Origin of the sequence: Aeromonas sp. R2-1 (assembly GCF_040908425.1) — a bacterium.
Taxonomy (GTDB): Bacteria; Pseudomonadota; Gammaproteobacteria; order Enterobacterales; family Aeromonadaceae; genus Aeromonas; species Aeromonas caviae.
The window spans coordinates 1-24,872 of record NZ_JBFODR010000027.1 but is presented as its reverse complement, the minus strand read 5'-3'; the positions used below and the strand labels follow the sequence as shown (position 1 = coordinate 24,872).

Sequence of the window (24,872 nt, the reverse complement as noted above, 5' to 3'; positions counted from 1 at the left end):
CCCGAAGGGAGCTATCCCTTCCCCTTGCGGCGGGTTTCCCGGGCCCAGAATGCACAACGCCATGGCATGCCATGGCGTTGTCGTCTGCAACGAGCGCTTACCCGATGTGGGTCAGGCCGCCCATGTAGGATTGCAGCGCAGCCGGGATGGCGATGCGGCCATCTGCCTGCTGGTAGTTCTCGAGCACGGCCACCAGGGTACGACCCACCGCCAGACCGGAACCATTCAGGGTGTGAATGAGCTGCGGCTTGCCGTCGATGCGCACGCGAGCCTGCATGCGGCGCGCCTGGAAGTCGGTGCAGTTGGAGACGGAGGAGATCTCGCGATAGGTGTTCTGGGCCGGCAGCCACACTTCCAGATCGTAGGTCTTGGCGGCGCAGAAGCCCATGTCACCGGTGGAAAGTGCCATCACGCGATACGGCAGCTCCAGCAGTTGCAGTACCTTCTCGGCGTGACCCACCATCTCTTCCAGGGCATCCCAGGATTTTTCCGGGTGCACCAGTTGCACCATCTCGACCTTGTCGAACTGGTGCATACGGATGAGGCCACGGGTATCACGACCGTAGGAGCCCGCTTCGGAACGGAAGCAGGGGCTGTGGGCGGTCATCTTGATGGGCAGCTCCTGCTCGTCGAAGATCTCGTCACGGGCCATGTTGGTGAGCGGCACTTCGGAGGTCGGGATGAGGGAGAACTTGCGCACCTTGCCTTCGTCTTCCCCTTCCCCTTCGATGCCGGTATTGAAGAGGTCCTGGGAGAACTTGGGCAGCTGGCCGGTGCCGTACAGGCTGTCCGGGTTGACCAGATAGGGCACGTAGCACTCGGTGTAGCCGTGCTGCAGGGTGTGCAGGTCCAGCATGAACTGGGCCAGGGCGCGGTGCAGACGGGCAATCTGGCCCTTCATCACCACGAAACGGGCACCGGAGAGCTTGACGCCGTTCTTGAAGTCGACCCCCTTGGCCGCCTCACCCAGATCGATGTGATCGCGCACCGGGAAATCGAACTCACGGGGAGTGCCCCAGCGGCGGACCTCCACGTTGTCGTTCTCGTCACGGCCCACCGGGGTGGTCTCGCTCGGCAGGTTGGGGATGGCGTCGGCGATCCCCTTGAGCTGGGCCAGCAGGGCCTCCAGCTCGACCTTGCTGGTCTCGAGCTCGTCGTTGATCTTGGTCACCTCGGCCTTGAGGGGGGCAACATCTTCACCACGACGGGCAGCCTCACCGATGGACTTGGAGCGGGCGTTGCGCTCGGCCTGCAGCTCCTGGGTGCGGGACTGCAGATCCTTGCGTTTCTCTTCCAGAACATTGACCGCCGCTACGTCCAGAACGTAGCCACGTGTCGCCAGACGAGCGGCAGCTTCGGTGATGTCGCTGCGCAGATATTTGGGATCCAGCATGGTTTACCTACTTTTTTTAATGGGATCTGGGCCCGGGTCATCGTGACCGGGTTGGGAAACAGATCCGGAAGTTAACATCGGTTGGCGCACCCCTTTGCCTTCGGAATCGGGCCTTCGAAATCAAGAAGATGGTGCAAGGCCAAGACAACCGGGGTCAGACGGGCAGTGTAGCAGACCGCCCCCCCGCCCGAACAGGGACTATTGCGCCCGTTTTTGCCGGAAACCCCCTCCCCTGATGCCTTTGCCGTGCGCTTTCCCGGCAAGGGGCTTGAAGGTCTTTCCTATCGCTTGCGCGGGCTCTGCTTGTCCAGCTCGTGCAGATAGTCGAGCTTCTGGGCAATCTGCTTCTCAAGCCCCCGCTCGGTGGGTTGATAGTACTGCTTGCCGGCAAGCTCCGGGGGGAAGTACTGCTCGCCGGCCGCATAGGCCCCCGGCTCGTCGTGGGCGTAGCGATACTCGGCGCCGTAGCCCAGCTCGCTCATCAGCTTGGTAGGGGCATTGCGAAGGTGCGGCGGCACCTCGAAGTCCGGCAGGTTCTTGGCGTCGTGAAGCGCAGCCTTCCAGGCGGTGTAGACCGCATTGCTCTTGGGGGCGCAGGCGAGGTAGACGATGGCCTGGGCGATGGCCCGCTCCCCTTCCGCCGGGCCGATGCGATGGAAGCAGTCCCAGGCCGAGAGCGCCACCTGCATGGCACGGGGATCGGCGTTGCCCACATCTTCCGAGGCAATGGCCAGCAAGCGGCGGGCGATGTAGAGGGGATCGCACCCGGCGCTCACCATGCGGGCATACCAGTAGAGGGCAGCATCCGGTGCCGAGCCGCGAATGGACTTGTGCACCGCCGAGATGAGGTCGTAGAAGTGATCGCCGCCCTTGTCGAAACGGGCCACGTGCTCCCCCACCACGGCGGCGAGCAGGGTACTGTCGATCACCCGCGCCCCTGAGCTGTCGGCTTCGGCCATGTCGGCCAGGAGCTCCAGGTAGTTCAGAGACTTGCGCCCGTCCCCGTCCACGGCTTTCGCCAGCGCCTCCTTGGCCCCGGGGGCAAAGCGCAGGCTAGGATCATTGAGCCCGCGAGCATCCTGCATCGCCTGATCGATCATGGCGAGGATGTCCTGCTCCTCCAGCCGTTTGAGCAGATAGACCCGGGCCCGGGAGAGCAGCGCGTTGTTGAGTTCGAACGAGGGGTTCTCGGTGGTGGCGCCGATGAAGGTGATGGTGCCGTCTTCGATGTGGGGCAGGAAGACATCCTGCTGGCTCTTGTTGAAGCGGTGGACTTCATCCACAAACAGGATGGTGCGCACCCCGCGCCAGCCGTTCTCCTTCGCCTTGTCGAGGGCCGCGCGGATCTCCTTGATGCCGGAGGTGACCGCCGAGAGCCGCTCCACCTCCGCCTGGCAGTAGTGGGCAACCAGTTCTGCCAGCGTGGTCTTGCCGGTGCCGGGGGGCCCCCAGAGGATCATGGAGTGGCAGTGCCCCGCCAGGATCGCTTTTCGCAGGGGCTTGTCCGGCCCCAGGATATGCTGCTGGCCGATGTACTGCTCGAGGGTTTGCGGCCGCATCCGGGCCGCCAGCGGACGAAAGTCCGAGGAGAAATCCAGGGATAAATTGCTCATCTGCATTGACCTTGCATCTGACCGGTCATAAACAACGCCCGGTCAGACGATAACGCCGGTAACGGCTGGCTCATCAGCGCTGGTCGTCCAGCTCGACCCCCTTCGGGATCTTGAAGACAAATTCGTTGCCCTTGAGCACCGGTTTGCGGTTGAAGCTGCTCAGGGTGAACTCGCTCCACTGGCCCTGGGCCTCTTTCACATCGAAGCGACTGATGTTGTTCTGACGGTCGAAGGTGATGCGAAAGGAGGCGATCAGCTCGTCCTTGTTGCGGCTGGTGACGGTATAGACATCCCCTTCCTGGGTCACGTCATAGTTCTTCCAGAGGCTGTTGTCGTTGCCCGCGATGAGCACGAAGGGGGTGTTGAGCACCGCATCCTTCATCTTGAGGGCGGTGACCTGCTCGACGAAGGGGTCGTACACCCACACATCCTTGCCATCGGCCACGATCAGGCTCTCGTCCGGGGAGGTAGTGTGCCAGTTGAAGCGGTTGGGTCGCTGCACCAGCAGGGAGCCGCTCGCCTTTTGCAGCTCCTTGCCCTTGCTGTCATAAACGGTCTGGGCAAATGTCGCGGAGAAGACATTGACGGAGGAGAGCTTCTCCTTGAGATCACTGGCCGCATCGGCCCATACCTGGCTGCTGGCGACCAGCAGAATGGAACCCATCAACAGTTGTTTTTTCATCAGGCTCTTCATAGGGAGGTTCTCGATAAAAGGCCACGCCCGCAGAGGGCATGGCCAGGATGATGTGAGGCTTAGTCACGAACCGGCGGCGGTGCCAGCACGTCGCGCTGGCCGTTGCCGCCCGGGGCGCTGACGATGCCCTGGTTTTCCATCTGCTCGATGAGACGGGCCGCCCGGTTGTAACCAATCTTGAACTTGCGCTGGACGCTGGAGGTGGAGCCACGGCGGGATTCCACCACGAAGGCCACCGCCTCGTCGAACAGGGGATCGAGCTCTTCATCGCCGCCCCCGCCGAAGTCGCCACCGCCGCCCTCGCCGTCCGACTCGCCGGAGAGGATCTCGTCGATGTAATCCGGCTCGCCACGCAGTTTCCAGTCCGCCACCACCTTGTGTACCTCGTGGTCATCGACGAAGGCACCGTGGACACGGGTGGGGTTGGAGGTGCCGGCAGGCATGTAGAGCATGTCACCCATGCCGAGCAGGGATTCGGCGCCCCCCTGGTCCAGGATGGTGCGCGAATCGATCTTGCTCGACACCTGGAAGGAGATACGGGTCGGGATGTTGGCCTTGATGAGGCCGGTAATGACATCCACCGACGGACGCTGGGTCGCGAGGATAAGGTGAATACCGGCCGCCCGTGCCTTCTGGGCGATACGGGCGATCAGCTCCTCCACCTTCTTGCCGACGATCATCATCATGTCGGCAAACTCGTCCACCACCACCACGATGTGGGGCAGTTTTTCCAGCTCCGGCGGCATCTGATCCATGGAGTCGCCCGGACGCCACAGGGGGTCGACCAGGGGATCCCCCGCCTCGATGGCGGCCAGCACCTTGTCGTTGTACCCCTTGAGGTTGCGCACCCCGACCGCGGACATCAGCTTGTAACGACGCTCCATCTCGCCTACACACCAGCGCAGGGCGTTGGCGGCATCCTTCATGTCGGTGACCACCTCGGTCAGCAGATGCGGAATGCCTTCATAGACCGAGAGCTCCAGCATCTTGGGGTCGATCATGATGAAACGCAGATCCTCGGGGGAGGATTTGTAGAGCATGGAGATGATCATGGTGTTCACCCCCACCGACTTGCCCGAGCCCGTGGTACCGGCCACCAGCAGGTGGGGCATCTTGGCGAGGTTCACCACCACGGGTTCCCCCGCGATGTCCTGACCCAGCCCCATGGTGAGCGGATTGCGGCTGGCCGCAAACGCCTCGCAGTCGAGGGTTTCCCGCAGGTAGACGGTCTGGCGTACCCGGTTGGGCAGCTCGATCCCGACGAACGTCTTGCCCGGGATCACTTCCACCACCCGCACGCTGCTGGCAGAGAGAGAACGGGCAAGATCCCGGGAAAGATTGGTGATCTTGCTCGCCTTCATGCCCGGCGCCAGGTCCAGTTCGAAGCGGGTAATGACGGGACCGGGATAGACGCCCACCACCTTGGCCTGCACGTTGTAATCGGCGAGCTTCGCCTCCACCAGCCGGCCCATGCGCTCCAGCTCGTCCTTGCTCATCATCTGGGTCTTGGCGGGCGGTCTGTCCAGCAGATCGATACTCGGCAAAGGGGCCAGACCGGGCTGGGGACGGCGCTTGGCTTTCACCGGCGCAGCGGCAACGGGAGCATCGGGTTCGTCATCCCCCTCCGCCCAGGGCAAGTCGAGGTCATCTTCTTCCTGGCGCACGGCGGGACGCGGACGGCCATTGGCCACACGCTTGCCCTTGGCGGCAGGCGCCGGAGCCTCGTCCTCTTCGTCGTCAAACTGCGGATCGAACTGGAAGGTGTCTTCGTCAAGCTCCGGCAGCCATTCGTCAGCTTTTGTCTTTTGAGCGCGATTCTTCGCCTTGGGGTTGCGTGTCCAGCTGCCGTGGGGGTCTTCGTCATCCTCTTCCTGATCGAAGCTGCCCACGCCCCCTTCCAGCAGGGGATCCGGCCCCTCATAGCGGGGCTGGCGCCAACCACCGGTGAGCCAGCGGCCCAGGGTGGTGGGGAAATGGTAGATGGCGCTGACTGAGCCGGTGCAGGCGGCACCGATGCGCTCGACAATGGTGAGCCAGGACCAGCCGGTAAAGAGGGTGATGCCGGTCGCCACGAAGCAGAGCAGCATCAGGTTGGCCCCCACGCCGCCAAACAGCGGCACCACGGCTGAGGCGATCACATCCCCCACCAGGCCGCCGGCGGAAAAGTTCTGCAAGTCGTTGAAGTTCATGCTGGCGATGGCGGACATGCCAAGCACCGTCAGCACGAAGCCGATGATCCGTACCGACAGGGTGAGGTAGTCCACTTCCAGCAGCTTGCTCGGGCGCCAGAACAGGCTCCAGCCAAGCAGCACCACCAGGGGGGGCACCAGATAGGAGAAGGCCCCGAAGGTAAACATGGTGATGTCGGCGAGCCAGGCACCTGCGCTGCCCGCGAGGTTCTTCACCTCCCCTTGCCAGGAGGTTTGCGACCAGCCGGGATCGGCGGGATGGTAGGTCAGCAGGGCAAGCAAAAGATAGGCAGCCATCAGGGTGATGGCGATCAAGACGGCCTCGAAGATCCGTTGTGTACCTGATAAAGGAGTAAACAGCTTTTTATCGGCCAAACTCCGGCTCCTTTGTGAAAACATGAATGCGGGGATAGGGGGCCTAGTATCCCTGAAAAGCCCACCGATTGTCAGCCAGTGCCTGAGGGCGGGCCTGAAACTCTCTATAAGAAGAAACGAGCGGACCGGCCGCTCGTTTCTGACTATCGTGACTCGTCATGGAACTTGCAAGTCACAGCACAACCCCGCTTATCGGGTGCTGATCACCAGACGACTGCTCTGTTTGACCTCTTCCATCACCACGTAGGTGCGGGTGTCGTTGACGCCCGGCAGACGCAGCAGGGTTTCACCCAGCAGGCGGCGGTAAGCGGACATGTCGCTGACGCGGGTCTTGAGCAGATAGTCGAAATCACCGGACACCAGATGACATTCCTGGATCTCTTCGAGCACCTGAACAGCCTTGTTGAACTGCTCGAACACATCGGGGGCGCCACGATTGAGGGTAATTTCCACGAACACCAGCAGAGACGCGTCCAGATAATGAGGGTTCAGAATGGCGGCATATCCTTCGATATACCCTTGTCGCTCCAGGCGACGAACCCGTTCCAGACACGGTGTGGGACTCAGGCCAACTCGTTTGGACAACTCAACGTTCGAAATCCTGCCATCCTTTTGCAGTTCATTCAGAATGTTGCGGTCAATCCTGTCCAAATCCTTTAGCCGACTCTTAGCTTCCATCATTTAATTCCATCCTTTGGCTATTTTTTGGTAAGAATCACCAGTCATTTTATAATAATGGTCACAAATCCTGTCAATACCTGAATATACTAGGCGCAAATGTCGCTTAACATCTAGGCAACATAAACCACCAATCGATAGACGAGGGATAGCATGATTATCGGTGTACCTAAGGAAATAAAAAACCATGAATATCGCGTAGGCATGGTTCCGGCCAGTGTACGTGAACTGACAGCACGAAACCATACTGTTTTCGTCCAAAGCGGCGCAGGAAATGGCATTGGGTTCAGTGACGCAGATTATCTGGCTGCCGGAGCCGAGATCCTGGCCTCCGCTGCCGAAGTTTTCGCCAAGGCGGAGATGATCGTCAAGGTCAAGGAACCCCAGGCAGTGGAACGGGCCATGCTGCGTCCCGGCCAGACCCTCTTTACCTATCTGCATCTGGCGCCGGACCTGGCCCAGACCCAGGATCTCATCGACAGTGGTGCCGTCTGCATCGCCTATGAAACCGTCACGGACGGTCGTGGCGGTCTGCCCCTGCTGGCCCCCATGTCGGAAGTGGCCGGACGCATGTCTATTCAGGCCGGTGCCCAGGCACTGGAGAAATCCCGTGGCGGCAGTGGCGTGCTGCTCGGCGGTGTGCCCGGTGTGGAACCGGCCAAGGTGGTGATCATCGGTGGTGGTGTGGTGGGCTCCAACGCAGCCCGCATGGCCGTCGGCCTGCGTGCCGACGTCACCATCCTCGACAACAACGTCGATACCCTGCGCCGTCTCGACAGCGAGTTCCAAGGGGCTGCCAAGGTGGTCTACTCCAACCGCGAGACCCTGGAGCGCCATCTGCTGGCGGCGGACCTGGTCATCGGCGGCGTGCTGGTGCCTGGCGCCACTGCGCCAAAACTTGTCAGCCGTGACCACATTGCTCGCATGAAACCCGGTGCAGCCATCGTGGACGTGGCCATCGACCAGGGCGGCTGTGTCGAGACCTCCCATGCCACCACCCATGAAGATCCCACCTTCATCGTCGACGAGGTGGTGCACTACTGCGTGGCCAACATGCCGGGTGCCGTGGCGCGGACCTCCACCGTGGCCCTGAACAACGCCACCCTCCCCTTCATCATCAAGCTGGCCGAACAGGGCTATCGCAACGCACTGCTCGCCGATCCCCACCTGTTGCACGGCCTGAACGTGATGGCGGGCAAAATCACCTGCAAGGAGGTTGCCGTGGCCCACAACCTGGCTTACACGGATCCCCTGACCCTGCTGAACTGATCGCGTCCCTGCAAAGGGAGGTAGATGAGTGAAAATCCGCCCGCGATGGGCGGTTTTTTTATGCCTGCCATTCCCGGCTCACCCCTCTTGTTGGCGATTGCCCCAATCGATGCGCTGGCCTTTGACCACGGATCACGAATTACCTACAATCGCGCAAACTCATCACGTCTCGGAAATCACATCATGAGCCAAGTCACTCACAGCAAACTGCTGATCCTGGGATCCGGCCCGGCAGGTTACACTGCGGCCGTCTATGCCGCTCGCGCCAACCTCAATCCCCTGCTCATCACCGGCATGCAGCAAGGTGGTCAGCTGACCACCACTACCGAAGTGGAAAACTGGCCAGGGGACGCGGAAGGGCTGACCGGCCCGGCCCTGATGGAGCGCATGAAAGAGCATGCAGAGAAGTTCGATACCCGCATCCTCTTTGATCACATCAATGAAGTGACGCTGACCGAGCGTCCCTTCCGCCTCAAGGGCGACAACGGTGAATACACCTGCGATGCACTGATCCTCGCCACCGGAGCCTCCGCCAAATACCTGGGTCTGCCCTCCGAAGAGGCTTTCAAGGGCCGCGGCGTCTCCGCCTGCGCCACCTGTGACGGCTTCTTCTACCGCAATCAGGAAGTGGCCGTGGTCGGCGGCGGCAACACCGCCGTGGAAGAGGCACTCTATCTGGCCAACATCGCCAAGAAGGTACACCTCATCCATCGCCGCGACGAGTTCCGCGCCGAGAAGATCCTGATCAAGCGCCTCAACGACAAGGTCGAGAGCGGCAATATCGTCCTGCACACCCATCAGACCCTGGACGAAGTACTGGGTGACGACATGGGCGTCACCGGTGTGCGCCTGCGCAGCACCCGGGATGACACCACCTCCGAGCTGCCGCTGATGGGGGTCTTCATCGCCATCGGTCACCAGCCCAACACCCAGATCTTCGAAGGGCAGTTGGCGATGGAAAACGGCTATCTGAAAGTGCGTGGCGGACTGGAAGGGTTCGCCACCCAGACCAGCATCCCGGGCGTGTTCGCCGCCGGCGACGTGGCCGATCACGTCTACCGCCAGGCGATCACCTCCGCAGGGACCGGCTGCATGGCCGCCCTCGATGCTGAGCGATATCTGGACGCACAATAATCGGAAGGATATAAAGGGCATGCCAGTTGGCATGCCCTTTTTTATTGCAAGGAGCAGGATGAAACGAAAAATAATGATAGTGGAAGACAGCCTGACGGTACGCCGTATGCTGACCCAAGCCATTGCGCAGCAGACCGGGCTGGAAATCGACGCGTTCGATACCCTTGAAGGAGCTCGCGATTGCCATGGGGAAGATTATGTGGTCGCCCTGGTGGATCTCACCCTGCCGGACGCCCCCGGCGGAGAAGCTGTCAATGTGCTGAGGGAGCGTGGGCTGCCGGTGGTGATCCTGACGGCCGACATCAGCGAAGAGAAGCGGGAAGCCTGGCTGGAGGCCGGGGTGCTGGACTATGTGATGAAGGATTCACGTCACTCCCTGCAATATGCCGTCGGTCTGGTGCACCGCCTCTACCTCAACCAGGCCATCGAAGTCTTGGTGGTCGACGATTCACGCACCTCCCGTCACCGCACCGCGGCCCAGTTGCGCAAGCAGTTGTTGCAGGTGCACGAGGCCAATTCAGCCCGCGATGCGCTGGCGCAGCTCGAGCAGCACCCCGCCATTCGCCTGATGCTGGTGGACTACTACATGCCGGAGATCGATGGCATCAGCCTGGTGCGAATGCTGCGCGAGCGCTACAGCAAGCAGCAGCTCGCCATCATCGGCATCTCGGTATCGGACAAACACGGCCTCTCGGCACGCTACCTCAAGCAAGGGGCGAATGATTTTCTCAATCAGCCCTTTGAACCCGAGGAGCTGCAGTGCCGGGTCAGCCACAACCTGGAGGCCCTTGAGCAGTTCAACAACATCCAGGAATCGGCCAACCGAGACTACCTGACCGGACTTTACAATAGACGCTACTGGTTCAACGAGGGTCAAAAGTGGTTCGAGGAGCATCAGCGCCATCAGGCGCAGCTCTCCCTGTGCGTGCTCGACGTGGATCACTTCAAGCAGGTCAATGATCACTGGGGGCATGCCATCGGCGATCAGCTGCTCTGTCATCTGGCCAGGCTGCTCACCCAGTTCTTCCCGGATGCCATGATAGCCCGATTCGGTGGTGAAGAATTTGCCCTGATGGTGCCCCACTGCCCCGTTCCCGTGCTGCTCAAGCGACTGGAAGGGCTTCGTCTGCAAATGCGCCAGCAACCGCTGTCCCGGGAGATATCGCTCTTTGTGCGCGCCAGTTTCGGCGTCATCAATGTCGGGCGGCTCTCCATGGACGAGGCGCTGAGCGAGGCAGATCGCCAGTTGTATCAGGCAAAGAATACCGGGCGAGACAAGATAGTCTGTCAGGACGTCTGAGCAAGCATCAGCAGAGGCACTCCGTGTAGTACCGCCCGGCGCCCCTTGTGTGGCGGCCGCCGGGTCAATCCCTTCTTCACCGTTCAATAGGTCTTGTCGACCCGCACCCCATCGCTGAAATAGAGGATGCGCACCTTGTCGCCCTGCGCAAAGACCATGGCCGGATCGTAATCCTGGATCACGTTGATGAGCCCGTTCTGCTCGTTGCGGATCAGCAGCTCCACCAGCTTGTTCTCCACCACGCTGCCCCCTGACTGAAACTGCTGCACCGCCGCCGCTCCCGCCAGCGCCCCGACCGCTGTGGCAATTTCCCGCCCGTGCCCACCGCCAAACTGGTTGCCGAGCAGCCCGCCAAGCACGGCACCTCCCAGGGTTTTCCAGCCGGAATGCTCTGATTCCACCATCTGGCGCTGGGTGATGTTGCGCACCGCATCCACCTGGCCGAAGACCACCTGCTCCACCGGACGCGCCGTGTTGCGTTCATACACCGCACTCCAGGCCGGCGCCGTGACAAAGCCAAGCAAGCTGGATACTATCAGGATAATGGCCTTCATCTATGAACCTCTGCCTTATGTCTCGCTATCTTACCGAACTGGATGATGAGCTGTGCTGGTTTCCCTCCCCCAGCCATGCGCTGGAAGAGCCCAACGGGCTGCTCGCGATTGGGGGAGATCTCTCCCCCGCTCGATTGCTGGCAGCTTACCACAGCGGGATCTTTCCGTGGAATGAACCCCATCAACCACTGCTGTGGTGGTCACCGGACCCCAGGGGCGTCATCGTGCCCGAGGAACTCCACATCGGCCGCAGCCTGCAGAAGTGTTTGCGCCGCACCCCCTTCGAGATTTACATCAATCGCGCCTTTGATGACGTCATTGCAGCCTGCGCCGCCCCCCGTCGCACCGCCAGCGGCACCTGGATAAGTGCCCCCATGATCGACGCCTATCGGCGCCTTCATCGCCTCGGTCATGCCCACTCCATCGAGATCTGGCAGGATGATCAGTTGCAGGCAGGTCTCTATGGCCTCTCCCTGGGCCGACTCTTTTGTGGTGAATCCATGTTCAGCCGCATCGACAATGGCGCCAAACTGGCAATGGTGGCCCTCTGTCGCCACTTTGCAGGGCACGGCGGTGCCCTCATCGACTGCCAGATGCAAAACGACTTTCTGGCCACGCTGGGCGTCCAGGAGTGGCCAAGGCAGCGCTTTCTGACCACCCTGGCCATCCTGACCCGGCAACCGTTGCAAGAGGGATGCTGGCAACCGAGGAGAATCAGCCTATGAGTGAAGAAGTGATCCTCAAGGTCGGGCTGACCCCCAGGCACCCGTGCAGCTACCTCGGTCACGAGCAGGAGCAGTTGCTGGTCCTGATGGACCATGAATTGCTCAACGCCGCCGGGTACGAACGGCTGCTGACGGCAGGATTCCGGCGCAGTGGCAACGACATCTATCGTCCTCACTGCCCCGCCTGCAGCGCCTGCCAATCCTTGCGCATACACAGTGAACGCTTCACCCCGAGCCGTGGGCAGAAACGCATCCGCCAGTTGAACCGAGATCTCGAACTCGTACTGAGCTATGACGACAAGCCCGAGTATTACCAGCTCTATGAACGCTATATCCGTGAGCGTCATCGGGATGGCAGCATGTATCCTCCGAGCCGGACCCAATACAAGGGATTCCTGCACTGCGACTGGATGCCCCCCCTCTATCTGGAGATGCGCAAGGAGGGACGCCTCATCGGCGTGGCCACCACGGATCTGCTTCCCCACTCTCTGAGCGCCATGTACACCTTCTTCGACCCCGACTATGCCGATCGGTCGCTCGGCACCTTCGCCATCCTGAGCCAGTTGGAACTGGCCAGACGTACCGGTCGTCAGTGGCTCTATCTGGGGTATCTGGTGGAGGAGTGCCGCAAGATGAATTACAAGCGCCAATACCTGCCCCATGAGCTGCTGGTACAGGGCGAATGGAAAAAAATCGACACCAAGCCCGAGTAAACTTTACACATAGCCTTAAATCCGGCATGATCCAGCGGTTTTTTGTTGTGGCTTATCAAGAGGATTCAATGGCTAAAGAAGACAGTATTGAGATGCAGGGTACCATTCTCGAAACCTTGCCCAATACCATGTTCCGTGTGGAACTGGAAAATGGTCACGTGGTTATCGCTCATATTTCCGGCAAGATGCGCAAAAACTACATCCGTATCCTGACTGGGGACAAAGTAACGGTGGCTCTGACTCCGTACGATCTCTCCAAGGGACGTATTGTTTTCCGCTCTCGCTAAGCCAGGAATTCAGCAAAAAACCCCAGCCTCTCGGTTGGGGTTTTTTGTCATTTCCGGCCTTGCTCACAGTCAGTGAGAGACAGCTTCAACGTTGACCTGAAAATCAAAGCTGAGGCTGTTGTTCACCAGCTCGACCTTCACAATGCCGCCATCGACCAGGGAACCGAACAGGATCTCGTTGGCCAGGGGCTTCTTGAGGTGCTCCTGAATGACCCGGCCCATGGGTCTTGCCCCCATTGCCCTGTCATACCCTTTCTCTGCCAACCAGTGGCGCGCCTCTTCAGACACCTCCAGTGAAACGCCCTTGGCATCCAGCTGAACCTGCAACTCGACGATGAACTTGTCGACCACCTGATGGATCACTCCCATGTCGAGATGGTTGAACCAGATGGTGTGATCGAGCCGGTTGCGGAACTCCGGACTGAACGTCTTGTTGATCACCGCCATGGCATCGTGGCTCATGTCCTGCTGCTGGAAGCCGATGGACTTGCGCTGGGTTTCCTGAACCCCTGCGTTGGTGGTCATCACCAGGATCACATTGCGAAAATCTGCCTTGCGCCCGTTGTTGTCCGTCAGGGTACCGTTGTCCATCACCTGCAGCAGCAAGTTGAAGACATCCGGATGCGCCTTCTCGATCTCGTCAAGCAGCACGACGGAGTGCGGATGCTTGAGAACGGAGTCAGTCAACAGCCCTCCCTGCTCGAATCCCACGTAACCGGGAGGAGCCCCGATCAACCGGGACACGGTATGGCGTTCCATGTATTCCGACATGTCAAATCGCAATACCTCGACCCCGAGCGCCTTGCCCAGTTGCTGGGTCACTTCGGTCTTGCCCACCCCGGTCGGGCCGGCAAACAGGAAGCAGCCCACAGGTCGGCGTTCGTTGCCAAGCCCTGAACGTGACAACCGAATGGCATCGGTCAGCACCTCGATGGCCTTGTCCTGCCCGAACACCACCATCTTGAGATTACGCTCCAGGTTCTTCAGCACCTCCTTGTCGGAGGAGGAGACAGATTTCTCGGGAATACGGGCAATCTTGGCAACAATGGCCTCGATTTCCGGCACATTGATCACCTTCTTGCGCTTGCTGGCGGGCAAGAGGCGTTGCCCTGCACCCGCCTCGTCGATTACGTCGATGGCCTTGTCAGGCAGATGGCGATCATTGATGTACTTGGCGGAGAGCTCCACCGCCGCCCGGATCGCCTTGACGGTGTAACGCACGCCATGGTGAGACTCATAACGGCTCTTGAGTCCCATCAGAATGCGAGTGGTGTCGTCTACTGTGGGTTCGACGATGTCGATCTTCTGGAAGCGACGAGCCAGAGCCCTGTCCTTCTCGAAGATCTGGGCATATTCCTGGTAGGTGGTGGAGCCCACGCAGCGCAGCAAACCATTGGAGAGCAGCGGCTTGATGAGGTTGGCCGCATCCAGCTGGCCACCGGAAGCCGCACCAGCGCCAATGATGGTGTGGATCTCGTCGATGAAGAGGATGGCCCCCTCCTGACGTTCGATCTGCTTGAGCAGCACCTTGAGGCGCTTCTCGAAGTCACCACGATACTTGGTGCCCGCCAGCAAGGAGCCCATGTCCAGGGAGTAGATGGTGCTACCCGCAATCACCTCGGGCACATCCCCCTTGACGATACGGTAGGCAAGCCCTTCAGCGATGGCGGTCTTGCCCACACCGGCTTCCCCGACCAGCAAGGGGTTGTTCTTGCGACGGCGGCACAATACCTGAATGGTGCGATTGAGCTCCTGATCACGGCCGATGAGCGGATCGATGCGCCCCTCCAGCACCAGCTGGTTGAGATTGGTGGCAAAGCTTTCTATCTGGGCAGAGGATACCTCGTCATCAGATTCCGCATTGTTGCCACCACTCTCGGGCTTGTTGTCCTTGCGCACCCCGTGGGACAGGAAGTTCACCACATCCAGGCGGCTTATTTCGGCTTTTTTCAGGAAGTAGGCGGCCTGGGACTCTTGTTCGCTGAAGATGGCGACCAGGACATTGGCACCGCTCACCTCGGTATTGCCGGACGACTGGACATGGAAGACGGCACGTTGCAGCACGCGCTGGAAGCCCAGCGTAGGCTGGGTTTCCCTGTCTTCGTCGTCACGGGGGATGAGCGGGGTCGTTTGATTGATGAAGGCGCGGATCTCTTTGCGCATCTGTTCCACATCCGCACCACATGAACTCAGCGCCTCATGGGCTGAGCTGTTATCCAGCAGGGCCAACAACAGGTGCTCGACGGTCATGAATTCGTGGCGCTCGTCACGGGCCAGCTTGAAAGCCTCGTTCAGCGTCTTTTCTAGATCTTTGTTCAACATAGGCACCTCCCCTCAGTACAGCAACAATGCGGTGTCGTTATCGCCATCAAGTCATCAGATTCAAGCCTTTTCCATGGTACATAGCAGTGGATGTTCGTTGTTACGTGAATAGGTGTTGACCTGGACCACTTTGGTCTCGGCAATCTCGGCGGTAAATGTGCCGCAGACTCCCTTACCACTATAATGCACGCTCAGCATCACCTGAGTGGCCTTCTCCAGATCCATACCAAAGAACCTTTGCAGCACCTCCACCACGAACTCCATCGGTGTGTAGTCGTCGTTGTTCAGGACGACCTTGTACATGGGTGGCGGTTGCAGCTTCGTTTTCTCTGCTTCTGCAATCTCTTCATTAGCAAAGAGTTCTTTCTGCTTGCTCATAGTTGCGCTTTGGTACCTCTAGATTACTACCGTGTCGCTCAAGATTGTCAATAGACTTGTTAACCAGATCACATCGGTTGTTAACAACTTCTTGACTCGCTTAAAAGTTGGACTAGATTGGTTACTTGCTAATCGGCGCCCGTCTGCTACGGGGTCATGCCCTAGTTATATAAGGCTGGCGCAGGTTACTCAACGACTTCAGGGTAATCAATAAAAGGATGTAGATGTATGGCAACCGGAACAGTCAAGTGGTTCAACAACGCAAAAGGATTTGGGTTTATCTGTCCGGAAGGCGGTGGTGAAGACATCTTCGCTCACTACTCCACGATTCAAATGGAAGGTTACAAGACCTTGAAAGCAGGTCAGGCAGTCAACTTTGAACTGCAGCAGGGGCCGAAAGGAAATCATGCCTCTGTCATCGTGCCAAACGAAGCACAGAACATCTAAGAGTCAAACTGGATAAATTAAAAAGCGGCATCCCAAGGGATGCCGCTTTTTTATGGACAGGCACGAAGAGGGGAACAAGAAAGGCCAGGCCTTCCTTGTTCCCTGCTGCAGCTACCTCAGCGGGCCAGCAGGATGTTCAGCATGCGGCGCAGCGGTTCGGCGGCGCCCCACAACAGTTGGTCACCCACGGTAAAGGCGGCCAGGTATTCCGGGCCCATATTGAGCTTGCGCAGACGACCCACCGGGATGCTGAGGGTGCCAGTAACGGCAGCCGGGGTCAGCTCGCGGGCGGTGATGTCGCGATCGTTGGGGATCACCTTGACCCAGTCGTTATGGGCGGCCAGCAGGGCTTCGATTTCCGCCAGCGGCACGTCTTTTTTCAGCTTGATGGTGAAGGCCTGGCTGTGGCAGCGCAGGGCGCCGATGCGCACGCACAGACCATCCACCGGAATGGCGGCCCCGTCGATGCCGAGGATTTTGTTGGTCTCGGCCTGGCCCTTCCACTCTTCACGGCTCTGGCCGTTGTCGAGCTTGGTGTCGATCCAGGGAATGAGGCCACCGGCCAGCGGCACACCGAAGTTGTCCACCGGCAGGGTGCCGGAGCGGGTCTTCTCGGTGATCTTGCGCTCGATGTCGAGGATGGCGGAGGCGGGATCCGCCAGCTCCACCGCCACTTCATCCCGCAGCATGCCCATCTGGGTGACCAGCTCGCGCATGTGGCGGGCACCACCACCGGAGGCCGCCTGATAGGTGGCCACGCTCACCCACTCCACCAGATCGGCCTTGAACAGGCCACCCAAGGCCAGCAGCATCAGGCTGACGGTGCAGTTGCCGCCAACGAAGGTCTTGATGCCGTTGTTCAGGGCATCTTCGATGACGTCGCCGTTGACCGGATCCAGGATGATAACGGCGTCCTTCTCCATGCGCAGGGAGGAGGCAGCATCAATCCAGTAGCCCTGCCAGCCGGCGGCTTTCAGGCGCGGATAGACATCCTTGGTGTAGTCGCCGCCCTGGGCGGTGATGATGACGTCCTGCGCGGCCAGTGCCTCGAGATCGAAGGCGTCCTGCAGGGTGCCGGCATCGACGCCAAAATTGGGGGCGGCCTCACCGGCCTGGGAGGTGGTGAAGAAGGTGGGTTGAATGCGGGCAAAATCCTTCTCTTCCTGCATCCGGCTCATCAAGACCGAACCCACCATGCCACGCCAACCGACCAAACCTACTTTTTTCATAATGTCCTACCCTGGATAGCTGCTTATAGAAATCGTGTGTGGTACCCGTGACCCCCTGCCTTGGCGCCAGCCGTTTACAAGGGATTCACAATATATGAGTTGCAAAAAATGCGTCTGTCCACATTACGGATTGTGACGGCGGGCGCAAGTCGAATTGCGCAATATTCTGTGCCATTCGCTGCAATATCCGTCGGCCTGGCCGACCTGCGGGCAGCCGGTTGGCATCCTGCCTCCAGTTGGGGCATCATTGAGACCGACCGGCAGCCCCGCTGCCCCTCGGGGACGGCCCCGAGGCCTCCTGATACGCAGGGACGACCCTGCTTCCTGCGGAATCTGCCTTATGTCCTGGTTGCTATTGCTGTTGGCCGGCCTGTTCGAGGTCGCCTGGGCCATCGGCCTCAAATACACCGACGGTTTCAGCCGTCCCCTCCCCACCCTGCTGACCCTGATCGCCATGGGGGTGAGCGTGCTGCTGCTCGCCATGGCGGTCAAACAGTTGCCCCTTGGTACCGCCTACGCGGTCTGGACTGGCATCGGCGCGGTCGGCACCGTGCTGATGGGGATCTGGCTGTTCAACGAACCGGCCACCCTGGCCCGGGTGCTCTGCCTGCTGCTCATCATCGGCGGGATCCTGGGTCTGAAATTCATCGGTTAGGCGCGCTGAAAGGGCCGGGTACACCGGCCCCGACGTGGCAAGCTCCAGGGGACGATGTCAGCCCGGCGTGTTGCTGTGTTCCTCTGCTTGCTGATGTGTTCGCAGGCAGTGGGTAAAGGCGGGCGGCACAGACGTGGCATGGCGAGCAAGATCCTCCCCATGACCGCCCGGGCGAGCATGAGGCGCCTCCTTTTATCTTTTCGTCTGCTCCTTCAATCACTCCACCAGCGTCTGCTCGATGCGAACCCCAGGCATCATCTGCGTAAGACCGGCAATCAGCCTGTCGCCGGCCTCCCACAAGGCCGTGCGCGGCATCGGCGGCAGACACTCCAGAATGAACCACATCCGGGGGGAAGAGAGGCTCAGGCGCGTGCGGATCCCCTGGCGCCAGTTCCAGCGGCGACAGGTGACGCCGAGATCGTCCCGCCACACCACCTCTCCGGGAGCCGGTGCCTCCTGGGTTGGCAGCCCTTCTTTGAGGGTGTCAAAGCATTCGCTGCCATCGGCAATCACCAGGCGCGGCGCTCCCACATAGGCCGCCAGATCCTCCCCGCCCACGGGAATGGCATACTCGATGCTGATGGCGTTGTAGAGATCCACCACGGGATCGATGGCGGGCAAGACGCCATCGCGCAGCACCCGCTTGCGCAGTGCCTGGGCCGAGCAGGGCGTGCGGGCAGGCTTGGCGCCAAACCCCTTGAATACCTGATCCCAGGCGGCCAGATGTTCAAGGGCCCAGGGGGCCTCGTCGGTGCCAAGGGCCGCACATGCCCGGGCCAGGGCCCGCTCCCCCACCAGAGTGTCAATCACGGGGGCGGCTTCCACCACGATGCTGAGGGCACAAAAGCCCGGCGCCAACCTGGCTATCTCGGGGTCGATACGGGGGATCATCGGGAACATTCAGCACTCCTGGTCAAGGCTCATCAAGACGGGGTGGCGGAACGGGCACGGGCGCTCCCCTCTTTTCCTTCCCCCGCCAACGGTTGACGCCATGATGAAGGGCACAGGGACATAATAAAATTTACTTTATCTTAATTATGTTAAGTAAAACTGATGACCCAACCCTCTTTCCCATGAAAAATCGCCGCCCCGCAGCGCACCGCCCGGCCCCACTACCACACCCCGCCCATCCAATGCAGACCTGGGCAAGCCCACACCATTGCCCTGGCCGCTTTCCCCGTCACTCATGCTATTATCTGCGTCCAAACATGAGCCCATAAAATCAGGACATTGTGATGACCGACCACACTTTTATTCCCGGCAAGGACGCAGCGCTGGAAGACTCCATCGAACGCTTCCAGACCAAGCTGCAAGCCCTGGGGTTTGATATCGAAGAGGCCTCCTGGCTCAACCCCGTGCCCAACGTCTGGTCCGTGCACATCCGGGACAAGGAGTGCGCCCTCTGCTTCACCAACGGCAAGGGTGCCAGCAAGAAGGCGGCGCTCGCCTCCGCCCTTGGCGAGTATTTCGAGCGTCTCTCCACCAACTACTTCTTCGCCGACTTCTACCTGGGCGAGCAGGTCGCCAATGGCGACTTCGTCCACTACCCGAACGAGAAGTGGTTCCCCATCGAGGGGGATCAGCTGCCCGCCGGTCTGCTCGACTCCTTCACCCGCAAGTTCTACAACCCGGACGGTGAAGTGACCGCCGACATGCTGGTGGACCTGCAATCCGGCAACGAGGAGCGCGGCATCGTCGCCCTGCCCTTCGAGCGCCAGTCCGACCACCAGACCGTCTATATCCCGATGAACATCGTCGGCAACCTGTATGTTTCCAACGGCATGAGTGCCGGCAACACCCGCACCGAGGCCCGCACCCAGGGGTTGTCGGAGGTGTTCGAGCGCCACGTGAAGAACAAGATCATCGCCGAGGCCATCAGCCTGCCCCAGATCCCGGGCGAGGTCATCGCCCGTTACCCGGGCATCAAGGCGTCCATCGATGCACTGGAGGCCGAAGGCTTCCCCATCTACAGCTTCGATGCCTCCCTCGGCGGCCGTTATCCGGTCATCTGCGTGGTGCTGCTCAACCCGAGCAACGGCACCTGCTTTGCCTCCTTCGGCGCCCACCCGCGCTTCGAGGTCGCCTTCGAGCGTACCGTCACCGAACTGCTGCAAGGGCGCAGCCTCAAGGATCTGGACGTCTTCGTGCCGCCGTCGTTCGACAACGAGCAGGTGGCGGATCACCACAACCTGGAGACCCACTTCATCGACTCCTCCGGCCTCATCAGCTGGGATCTGTTCAAGGAAGAGTCCGACTTCGAGTTTGCCGACTGGGACTTCCGTGGCACCTCGCAAGAGGAGTTCGACCACCTGATCGGCATCTTCCACGAGCTGGAGCAGCCGGTCTACATCGCCGACTACGAGCATCTGGGTGTCTACGCCTGCCGTATCCTGGTGCCCGGCATGTCCGACATCTATCCGGTGGAAGATCTGCTGCTGGCCAACAACACCATGGGGGCCCACCTGCGGGAGACCATCCTGGCGCTGCCGGCGCTCGAGTGGGACGCAGAGCAGTACATGGCCCTGTTCGACCAGCTGGATGAAGAGGGGCACGACGAGCGGACCCGGGTGCGCGAGCTGCTCGGCATCGCCGCCGCCAAGGGCACTGCCCTGCACACCCTGCGCGTCGGTGAGCTCAAAGCCATGCTGGCGCTGGCCGCAGGCGACCTGGAGAGCGCCCTCGACCTCATCGACTGGACCATGGAGTTCAACCAGTCGGTGTTCCCGGCGGATCGCGCCGCTTACTACCGCGCCCTGCGCGCCTGCGTCGAGCTTTTCCTCGACGAGGATCGCGACCCCGAGCAGTACCGCCCGGTGTTCGCCCGCATGTTCGGGGAAGAGACCCTGGCGCAGGCGTGGGCCAACGCCCGCGGCGAGGCGCGCTTCCACGGTCTGGAAGCCGCCGATCTCTCCCTCTCCCAGTTCCCGCTGCACCAGAAACTGCTGGCCGCTTACGAGAAATTGCAAAAAGCCAAACGAATCCATACCTGGAACTGATATGCTAGCGTGACGAAGGGGCCTTATGGCCCCTTCTGTTTTATGGTCTACGCTTTGGCTGGCCGTGCCACAAAGATGAAATAAAAGACAAAAAATACCTCTTAGGGGGTTGTTAATTTGGCACTCATGGTGCAGTGCGGCTGCACAGGTGCCTTGCCGGTACGTTTTTCAGGGTGTCCTTTATAAGTTCTTAAAAATCATAAAATTAATAACAGACTCATTTCTGTTTCACCTGAAACCTGGTGTAAAGAAACGCTTCCGGATGGCGAAAAATCCTGTAGTAAAATTACATTCACAATCTGTAATTCTTGATCGGAGTCAATTTTGGGGATCAGCCCCTTTGTTATGATTTCCACAGGCAAAATATGCAGGTACTGAGAATTGAAAGCAGAATCTCCCTTTGATTGTCTGAAGCCCGAAGCCATCGCCGCCCTGGCCGAAGACATTACCTATGCCAAGGCCACCAAGCCCGCATACAAGGTCATTCCCCTGGCCATCACCGCTGGCGCCTTCATCGCCATCGCCTTCGTCTTCTATATCACCGTCACCACGGGCTCAAGCGGCATGGCCTGGGGCATGTCCAAGCTGGTGGGCGGCATCTGCTTCTCCCTCGGTCTCATCCTCTGCGTCCTGCTCGGCGCCGAACTGTTCACCTCCACTACCCTCACCCTGGTAGCCAAGGCGGCGAATCGCATCAGCTGGGCCCAGCTGCTCAAGAACTGGGGACTGGTCTACTTCGGCAACCTCATCGGCGGTCTCATCATCGTCGGCCTCATCATCATGTCGGCGGAATACACGGCAGCGGATGGTCAGTGGGGGCTGAACGCCATGAAAGTGGCCCAGCACAAGATCCACCACACCTTCTTTGAAGCCGTGGCCCTTGGCATCCTCTGCAACCTCATGGTGTGTCTCGCCGTGTGGATGGCCTTCGGCGCCCGCAGCGCCACCGACAAGGTGATGGTGATGTTGCTCCCCGTCGCCATGTTCGTGGCCTCAGGTTTCGAGCACAGCATCGCAAACATGTTTATGATCCCGGTCGGTATCGCCATCCACAGCGTCGCGAGCCCGGAATTCTGGCAGGCCATCGGCCAGGATCCGGCAACCTTTGCCGACCTGACCGTGTCCAACTTCGTCCTGCACAACCTCATTCCCGTCACCATAGGTAATATCATTGGTGGTGGCGTCATGGTTGGGCTGACTTACTGGTTTATCTTCCGTCGCCATCATTAAGGATGGCGGCAGACACATAAATACCTTGAGAGGTAATGAAAATGGCAGAACTTAACGAACAGTTCCAAAAAGCATGGGAAGGCTTCGCAGCCGGTGAATGGCAGACCTCTGTCAACACCCGTGACTTCATCCAGAAGAACTACACCCCGTATGAAGGTGACGAGTCCTTCCTGGCTGGCGCGACCGAAGCCACCACCAAGCTGTGGGACAAGGTCATGGAAGGCATCAAGATCGAGAACCGCACTCACGCGCCGGTCGATTTTGATACCGACCTGCCCTCCACCATTACCGCTCACGATGCCGGCTATATCGACCAGAGCCTGGAGCAAATCGTTGGTCTGCAGACCGACAAACCGCTCAAGCGCGCCATCATCGCCAACGGCGGTATCAAGATGGTCAAGACCTCTTGCGAAGTGTACGGTCGCCAGCTTGACCCCATGGTCGAGAAGATCTTCACCGAGTACCGCAAGACTCACAACCAGGGCGTGTTCGACGTCTACACCAAAGACATCCTGAACTGCCGCAAGTCCGGCGTCATCACCGGTCTGCCGGATGCCTACGGCCGTGGCCGCATCATCGGTGACTACCGCCGTGTTGCCCTGTACGGTATCGACTTCCTGATGGCCGACAAACTGGCTCAGTTCAAGTCCCTGCAGGCTGACCTGGAAAACGGTGTCAACCTGGAAGCCACCATCCGTCTGCGCGAAGAGATCTCCGAGCAGCACCGTGCCCTGGCCCAGATGAAGGTGATGGCTGCCAAATATGGCTGCGACATCTCCGTACCGGCCAAGACCGCCAAAGAAGCCGTCCAGTGGACCTACTTCGCCTACCTGGCGGCAGTCAAGTCCCAGAACGGCGCGGCCATGTCCTTCGGTCGTACCTCCAGCTTCCTGGACATCTACATCGAGCGTGACCTGCAAAAAGGCCTGATCACCGAGCAAGAAGCCCAGGAGCTGATGGACCACATGGTCATGAAGCTGCGTATGGTTCGCTTCCTGCGTACCCCGGAATACGATTCACTGTTCTCCGGCGACCCGATGTGGGCCACCGAGACCCTGGCCGGTATGGGCGTTGATGGCCGTACCCTGGTCACCAAGAACAGCTTCCGTATGCTGAACACCCTGTACACCATGGGCCCGTCCCCTGAGCCGAACCTGACCATCCTGTGGTCCGAGAAGCTGCCGGTCGGTTTCAAGAAGTACTGCGCCAAGGTATCCATCGAGACCTCTTCCGTTCAGTACGAGAACGACGACCTGATGCGTCCGGACTTCAACAACGATGACTACGCCATCGCTTGCTGTGTGTCTCCGATGATCGTCGGCAAACAGATGCAGTTCTTCGGTGCCCGTGCCAACCTGGCCAAGACCATGCTGTATGCAATCAACGGCGGTATGGACGAGAAGCTCAAGATCCAGGTCGGTCCTAAGACCGAAATGGTCACCTCCGAGTACCTCGACTACAACGACGTGATGGACAGACTGGATCACTTCATGGACTGGCTGGCCAAGCAGTATGTCGCCGCCCTGAACATCATCCACTACATGCACGACAAGTACAGCTACGAAGCCTCCCTGATGGCGCTGCACGACCGTGACGTCTATCGCACCATGGCCTGTGGTATCGCCGGTCTGTCCGTAGCCGCTGACTCCCTGTCTGCCATCAAGTACGCCAAGGTCAAGCCGGTACGTGATGCCGATGGCGTCTCCATCGACTTCGAAATCGAAGGCGAGTACCCGCAGTTCGGCAACAACGACGCTCGCGTCGATGACATCGCCTGCGACCTGGTCGAGCGCTTCATGAAGAAGATTCAGAAGCTCAACACCTACCGCGGTGCCGTGGCTACCCAGTCCGTGCTGACCATCACCTCCAACGTGGTGTACGGCAAGAAGACCGGTAACACCCCGGATGGTCGTCGCGCCGGTGCGCCGTTCGGCCCGGGTGCCAACCCGATGCACGGTCGTGACCAGAAGGGTGCCGTTGCTTCCCTGACGTCCGTCGCCAAGCTGCCGTTCGCCTACGCCAAAGATGGTATCTCCTATACCTTCTCCATCGTGCCGAACGCGCTGGGCAAAGACATGGAAGCCCAGAAAGCCAACCTGGCCGGCCTGATGGATGGTTACTTCCACCATGAAGCCAACCTGGAAGGTGGTCAGCACCTGAACGTCAACGTAATGAACCGTGAAATGCTGCTGGACGCCATGGAAAACCCGGAGAAATATCCGCAGTTGACCATCCGCGTATCCGGTTATGCCGTTCGCTTCAACTCCTTGACCAAGGAGCAACAGCAAGACGTCATCACCCGTACCTTCACCGCTTCTCTGTAATAGCGTCTCGGTGAACAAAAACCGGCGCCCAGGCGCCGGTTTTTTTATGGCCGTTAGCCGGTGTGCAAGCCGTTTCCTACCTCACAGGCCCCCTGACTCACAGGCTCTGACCCGCAGGCTCGGCCAGACGTTAGCCTCCTAACGCCCCTCTCTATGATGCCCCTCTCCACTCCCCTCCTGCGCTTGATGCACGGATGTGCCCACCGGCACTCAGGCACTCAGGCACTCAGGCACTCAGGCACTCAGGCACTCAGGCACTCAGGCACTCAGGCACTCAGGTACTCAGGTACTCAGGTACTCAGGTACTCAGGTACTCAGGTACTCAGGTACTCAGGTACTCAGGTACTCAGGTACTCAGGTACTCAGG

21 protein-coding genes are annotated in these 24,872 nt (G+C 59.9%); 11 read left to right on the top strand and 10 right to left on the bottom strand.

The window, feature by feature from the left end; all coding sequences use genetic code 11:
• Positions 1-97: 97 nt before the first annotated feature.
• From serS to lrp, 5 genes are all read right to left on the bottom strand, one after another.
• The gene (gene serS, locus AB5Y80_RS08700) at positions 98-1,393 is read right to left on the bottom strand and encodes a serine--tRNA ligase (RefSeq protein WP_039039009.1); all 1,296 of its coding nucleotides are present in this window, start codon (positions 1,391-1,393) and stop codon (positions 98-100) included.
• Between the two features lie 281 nt (positions 1,394-1,674).
• Entirely contained in the window at positions 1,675-3,012 is a 1,338-nt protein-coding gene (locus tag AB5Y80_RS08695; RefSeq protein ID WP_042878748.1) for a replication-associated recombination protein A, read from the bottom strand.
• Between the two features lie 67 nt (positions 3,013-3,079).
• Positions 3,080-3,688 carry an outer membrane lipoprotein chaperone LolA gene (gene lolA / locus AB5Y80_RS08690; RefSeq protein WP_039039163.1) on the bottom strand — a complete coding sequence of 203 codons (609 nt, stop codon included), beginning with the start codon at positions 3,686-3,688 and terminating at the stop codon, positions 3,080-3,082.
• Between the two features lie 71 nt (positions 3,689-3,759).
• Positions 3,760-6,264 (bottom strand): DNA translocase FtsK, encoded by a 2,505-nt coding sequence (locus AB5Y80_RS08685; protein WP_041211364.1) that lies wholly within the window; start codon positions 6,262-6,264, stop codon positions 3,760-3,762.
• 189 nt (positions 6,265-6,453) lie between these two features.
• Positions 6,454-6,945 carry a leucine-responsive transcriptional regulator Lrp gene (gene lrp, locus AB5Y80_RS08680; protein ID WP_005300047.1) on the bottom strand — a complete coding sequence of 164 codons (492 nt, stop codon included), beginning with the start codon at positions 6,943-6,945 and terminating at the stop codon, positions 6,454-6,456.
• 150 nt (positions 6,946-7,095) lie between these two features.
• Between lrp and ald the strand changes: the two genes are divergently transcribed.
• The 3 genes from ald (at position 7,096) to AB5Y80_RS08665 (ending at position 10,645) form a co-directional block, all read left to right on the top strand.
• Positions 7,096-8,211 carry an alanine dehydrogenase gene (ald, locus tag AB5Y80_RS08675; RefSeq protein WP_010674517.1) on the top strand — a complete coding sequence of 372 codons (1,116 nt, stop codon included), beginning with the start codon at positions 7,096-7,098 and terminating at the stop codon, positions 8,209-8,211.
• Between the two features lie 183 nt (positions 8,212-8,394).
• Complete coding sequence (gene trxB, locus AB5Y80_RS08670; RefSeq protein WP_010674516.1) at positions 8,395-9,345, top strand: thioredoxin-disulfide reductase; 951 nt, start codon at positions 8,395-8,397, stop codon at positions 9,343-9,345.
• Positions 9,346-9,403: 58 nt separating this feature from the next.
• Positions 9,404-10,645 (top strand): diguanylate cyclase, encoded by a 1,242-nt coding sequence (locus tag AB5Y80_RS08665; RefSeq protein WP_029314438.1) that lies wholly within the window; start codon positions 9,404-9,406, stop codon positions 10,643-10,645.
• An 83-nt stretch (positions 10,646-10,728) separates the two neighbouring features.
• On the opposite strand, the gene AB5Y80_RS08660 is transcribed toward AB5Y80_RS08665, so the two are convergent.
• Positions 10,729-11,199, bottom strand: a complete 471-nt coding sequence (locus AB5Y80_RS08660) for a glycine zipper 2TM domain-containing protein (RefSeq protein ID WP_041211363.1) — start codon at positions 11,197-11,199, stop codon at positions 10,729-10,731.
• 17 nt (positions 11,200-11,216) lie between these two features.
• Between AB5Y80_RS08660 and aat the strand changes: the two genes are divergently transcribed.
• From aat to infA, 3 genes are all read left to right on the top strand, one after another.
• The gene (aat, locus tag AB5Y80_RS08655) at positions 11,217-11,924 is read left to right on the top strand and encodes a leucyl/phenylalanyl-tRNA--protein transferase (protein ID WP_368172808.1); all 708 of its coding nucleotides are present in this window, start codon (positions 11,217-11,219) and stop codon (positions 11,922-11,924) included.
• Positions 11,921-12,637, top strand: coding sequence for an arginyltransferase (locus tag AB5Y80_RS08650; RefSeq protein WP_010674512.1), 717 nt, complete (start codon positions 11,921-11,923; stop codon positions 12,635-12,637). The genes aat and AB5Y80_RS08650 overlap by 4 nt, the downstream gene beginning before the upstream one ends.
• 68 nt (positions 12,638-12,705) lie before the next feature.
• Entirely contained in the window at positions 12,706-12,924 is a 219-nt protein-coding gene (gene infA / locus AB5Y80_RS08645) for a translation initiation factor IF-1 (protein WP_005300033.1), read from the top strand.
• A 69-nt stretch (positions 12,925-12,993) separates the two neighbouring features.
• Here the strand turns inward: infA and clpA are convergent, their stop codons facing one another.
• Together clpA and clpS are read right to left on the bottom strand one after the other, a co-directional pair.
• Entirely contained in the window at positions 12,994-15,246 is a 2,253-nt protein-coding gene (gene clpA / locus AB5Y80_RS08640; protein WP_274798617.1) for an ATP-dependent Clp protease ATP-binding subunit ClpA, read from the bottom strand.
• A gap of 60 nt (positions 15,247-15,306) precedes the next feature.
• Entirely contained in the window at positions 15,307-15,624 is a 318-nt protein-coding gene (clpS, locus tag AB5Y80_RS08635) for an ATP-dependent Clp protease adapter ClpS (protein WP_005325410.1), read from the bottom strand.
• A 228-nt stretch (positions 15,625-15,852) separates the two neighbouring features.
• Between clpS and cspD the strand changes: the two genes are divergently transcribed.
• A complete protein-coding gene (cspD, locus tag AB5Y80_RS08630; RefSeq protein ID WP_010674510.1) occupies positions 15,853-16,071 on the top strand; it encodes a cold shock-like protein CspD in 219 nt (72 codons plus the stop codon).
• Positions 16,072-16,187: 116 nt separating this feature from the next.
• Here cspD and asd read toward each other — a convergent pair whose 3' ends face one another.
• Positions 16,188-17,300, bottom strand: coding sequence for an aspartate-semialdehyde dehydrogenase (gene asd / locus AB5Y80_RS08625; protein ID WP_104455834.1), 1,113 nt, complete (start codon positions 17,298-17,300; stop codon positions 16,188-16,190).
• 340 nt (positions 17,301-17,640) lie between these two features.
• Here asd and sugE point away from each other — a divergent pair, with 340 nt between their 5' ends.
• Complete coding sequence (gene sugE, locus AB5Y80_RS08620; RefSeq protein ID WP_011705814.1) at positions 17,641-17,955, top strand: quaternary ammonium compound efflux SMR transporter SugE; 315 nt, start codon at positions 17,641-17,643, stop codon at positions 17,953-17,955.
• A 216-nt stretch (positions 17,956-18,171) separates the two neighbouring features.
• Here sugE and AB5Y80_RS08615 read toward each other — a convergent pair whose 3' ends face one another.
• Positions 18,172-18,855, bottom strand: coding sequence for a B3/4 domain-containing protein (locus AB5Y80_RS08615; protein ID WP_219604723.1), 684 nt, complete (start codon positions 18,853-18,855; stop codon positions 18,172-18,174).
• Between the two features lie 335 nt (positions 18,856-19,190).
• Between AB5Y80_RS08615 and ycaO the strand changes: the two genes are divergently transcribed.
• The 3 genes from ycaO (at position 19,191) to pflB (ending at position 24,505) form a co-directional block, all read left to right on the top strand.
• A complete protein-coding gene (gene ycaO / locus AB5Y80_RS08610; protein ID WP_104455832.1) occupies positions 19,191-20,951 on the top strand; it encodes a 30S ribosomal protein S12 methylthiotransferase accessory factor YcaO in 1,761 nt (586 codons plus the stop codon).
• A 381-nt stretch (positions 20,952-21,332) separates the two neighbouring features.
• Positions 21,333-22,181, top strand: a complete 849-nt coding sequence (focA, locus tag AB5Y80_RS08605) for a formate transporter FocA (RefSeq protein WP_010674505.1) — start codon at positions 21,333-21,335, stop codon at positions 22,179-22,181.
• A gap of 41 nt (positions 22,182-22,222) precedes the next feature.
• Positions 22,223-24,505, top strand: a complete 2,283-nt coding sequence (pflB, locus tag AB5Y80_RS08600) for a formate C-acetyltransferase (protein ID WP_010674504.1) — start codon at positions 22,223-22,225, stop codon at positions 24,503-24,505.
• Positions 24,506-24,872: the final 367 nt, after the last annotated feature.

What these genes read in the sequence shown, in the direction of transcription:
- serS (WP_039039009.1), bottom strand. Translation starts at nt 1,393, where the DNA reads ATGCTGGATCCCAAATATCTGCGCAGCGACATCACCGAAGCTGCCGCT.
- AB5Y80_RS08695 (WP_042878748.1), bottom strand. Translation starts at nt 3,012, where the DNA reads ATGCAGATGAGCAATTTATCCCTGGATTTCTCCTCGGACTTTCGTCCG.
- lolA (WP_039039163.1), bottom strand. Translation starts at nt 3,688, where the DNA reads ATGAAAAAACAACTGTTGATGGGTTCCATTCTGCTGGTCGCCAGCAGC.
- lrp (WP_005300047.1), bottom strand. Translation starts at nt 6,945, where the DNA reads ATGATGGAAGCTAAGAGTCGGCTAAAGGATTTGGACAGGATTGACCGC.
- ald (WP_010674517.1), top strand. Translation starts at nt 7,096, where the DNA reads ATGATTATCGGTGTACCTAAGGAAATAAAAAACCATGAATATCGCGTA.
- trxB (WP_010674516.1), top strand. Translation starts at nt 8,395, where the DNA reads ATGAGCCAAGTCACTCACAGCAAACTGCTGATCCTGGGATCCGGCCCG.
- AB5Y80_RS08665 (WP_029314438.1), top strand. Translation starts at nt 9,404, where the DNA reads ATGAAACGAAAAATAATGATAGTGGAAGACAGCCTGACGGTACGCCGT.
- AB5Y80_RS08660 (WP_041211363.1), bottom strand. Translation starts at nt 11,199, where the DNA reads ATGAAGGCCATTATCCTGATAGTATCCAGCTTGCTTGGCTTTGTCACG.
- aat (WP_368172808.1), top strand. Translation starts at nt 11,217, where the DNA reads ATGTCTCGCTATCTTACCGAACTGGATGATGAGCTGTGCTGGTTTCCC.
- AB5Y80_RS08650 (WP_010674512.1), top strand. Translation starts at nt 11,921, where the DNA reads ATGAGTGAAGAAGTGATCCTCAAGGTCGGGCTGACCCCCAGGCACCCG.
- infA (WP_005300033.1), top strand. Translation starts at nt 12,706, where the DNA reads ATGGCTAAAGAAGACAGTATTGAGATGCAGGGTACCATTCTCGAAACC.
- clpA (WP_274798617.1), bottom strand. Translation starts at nt 15,246, where the DNA reads ATGTTGAACAAAGATCTAGAAAAGACGCTGAACGAGGCTTTCAAGCTG.
- clpS (WP_005325410.1), bottom strand. Translation starts at nt 15,624, where the DNA reads ATGAGCAAGCAGAAAGAACTCTTTGCTAATGAAGAGATTGCAGAAGCA.
- cspD (WP_010674510.1), top strand. Translation starts at nt 15,853, where the DNA reads ATGGCAACCGGAACAGTCAAGTGGTTCAACAACGCAAAAGGATTTGGG.
- asd (WP_104455834.1), bottom strand. Translation starts at nt 17,300, where the DNA reads ATGAAAAAAGTAGGTTTGGTCGGTTGGCGTGGCATGGTGGGTTCGGTC.
- sugE (WP_011705814.1), top strand. Translation starts at nt 17,641, where the DNA reads ATGTCCTGGTTGCTATTGCTGTTGGCCGGCCTGTTCGAGGTCGCCTGG.
- AB5Y80_RS08615 (WP_219604723.1), bottom strand. Translation starts at nt 18,855, where the DNA reads ATGTTCCCGATGATCCCCCGTATCGACCCCGAGATAGCCAGGTTGGCG.
- ycaO (WP_104455832.1), top strand. Translation starts at nt 19,191, where the DNA reads ATGACCGACCACACTTTTATTCCCGGCAAGGACGCAGCGCTGGAAGAC.
- pflB (WP_010674504.1), top strand. Translation starts at nt 22,223, where the DNA reads ATGGCAGAACTTAACGAACAGTTCCAAAAAGCATGGGAAGGCTTCGCA.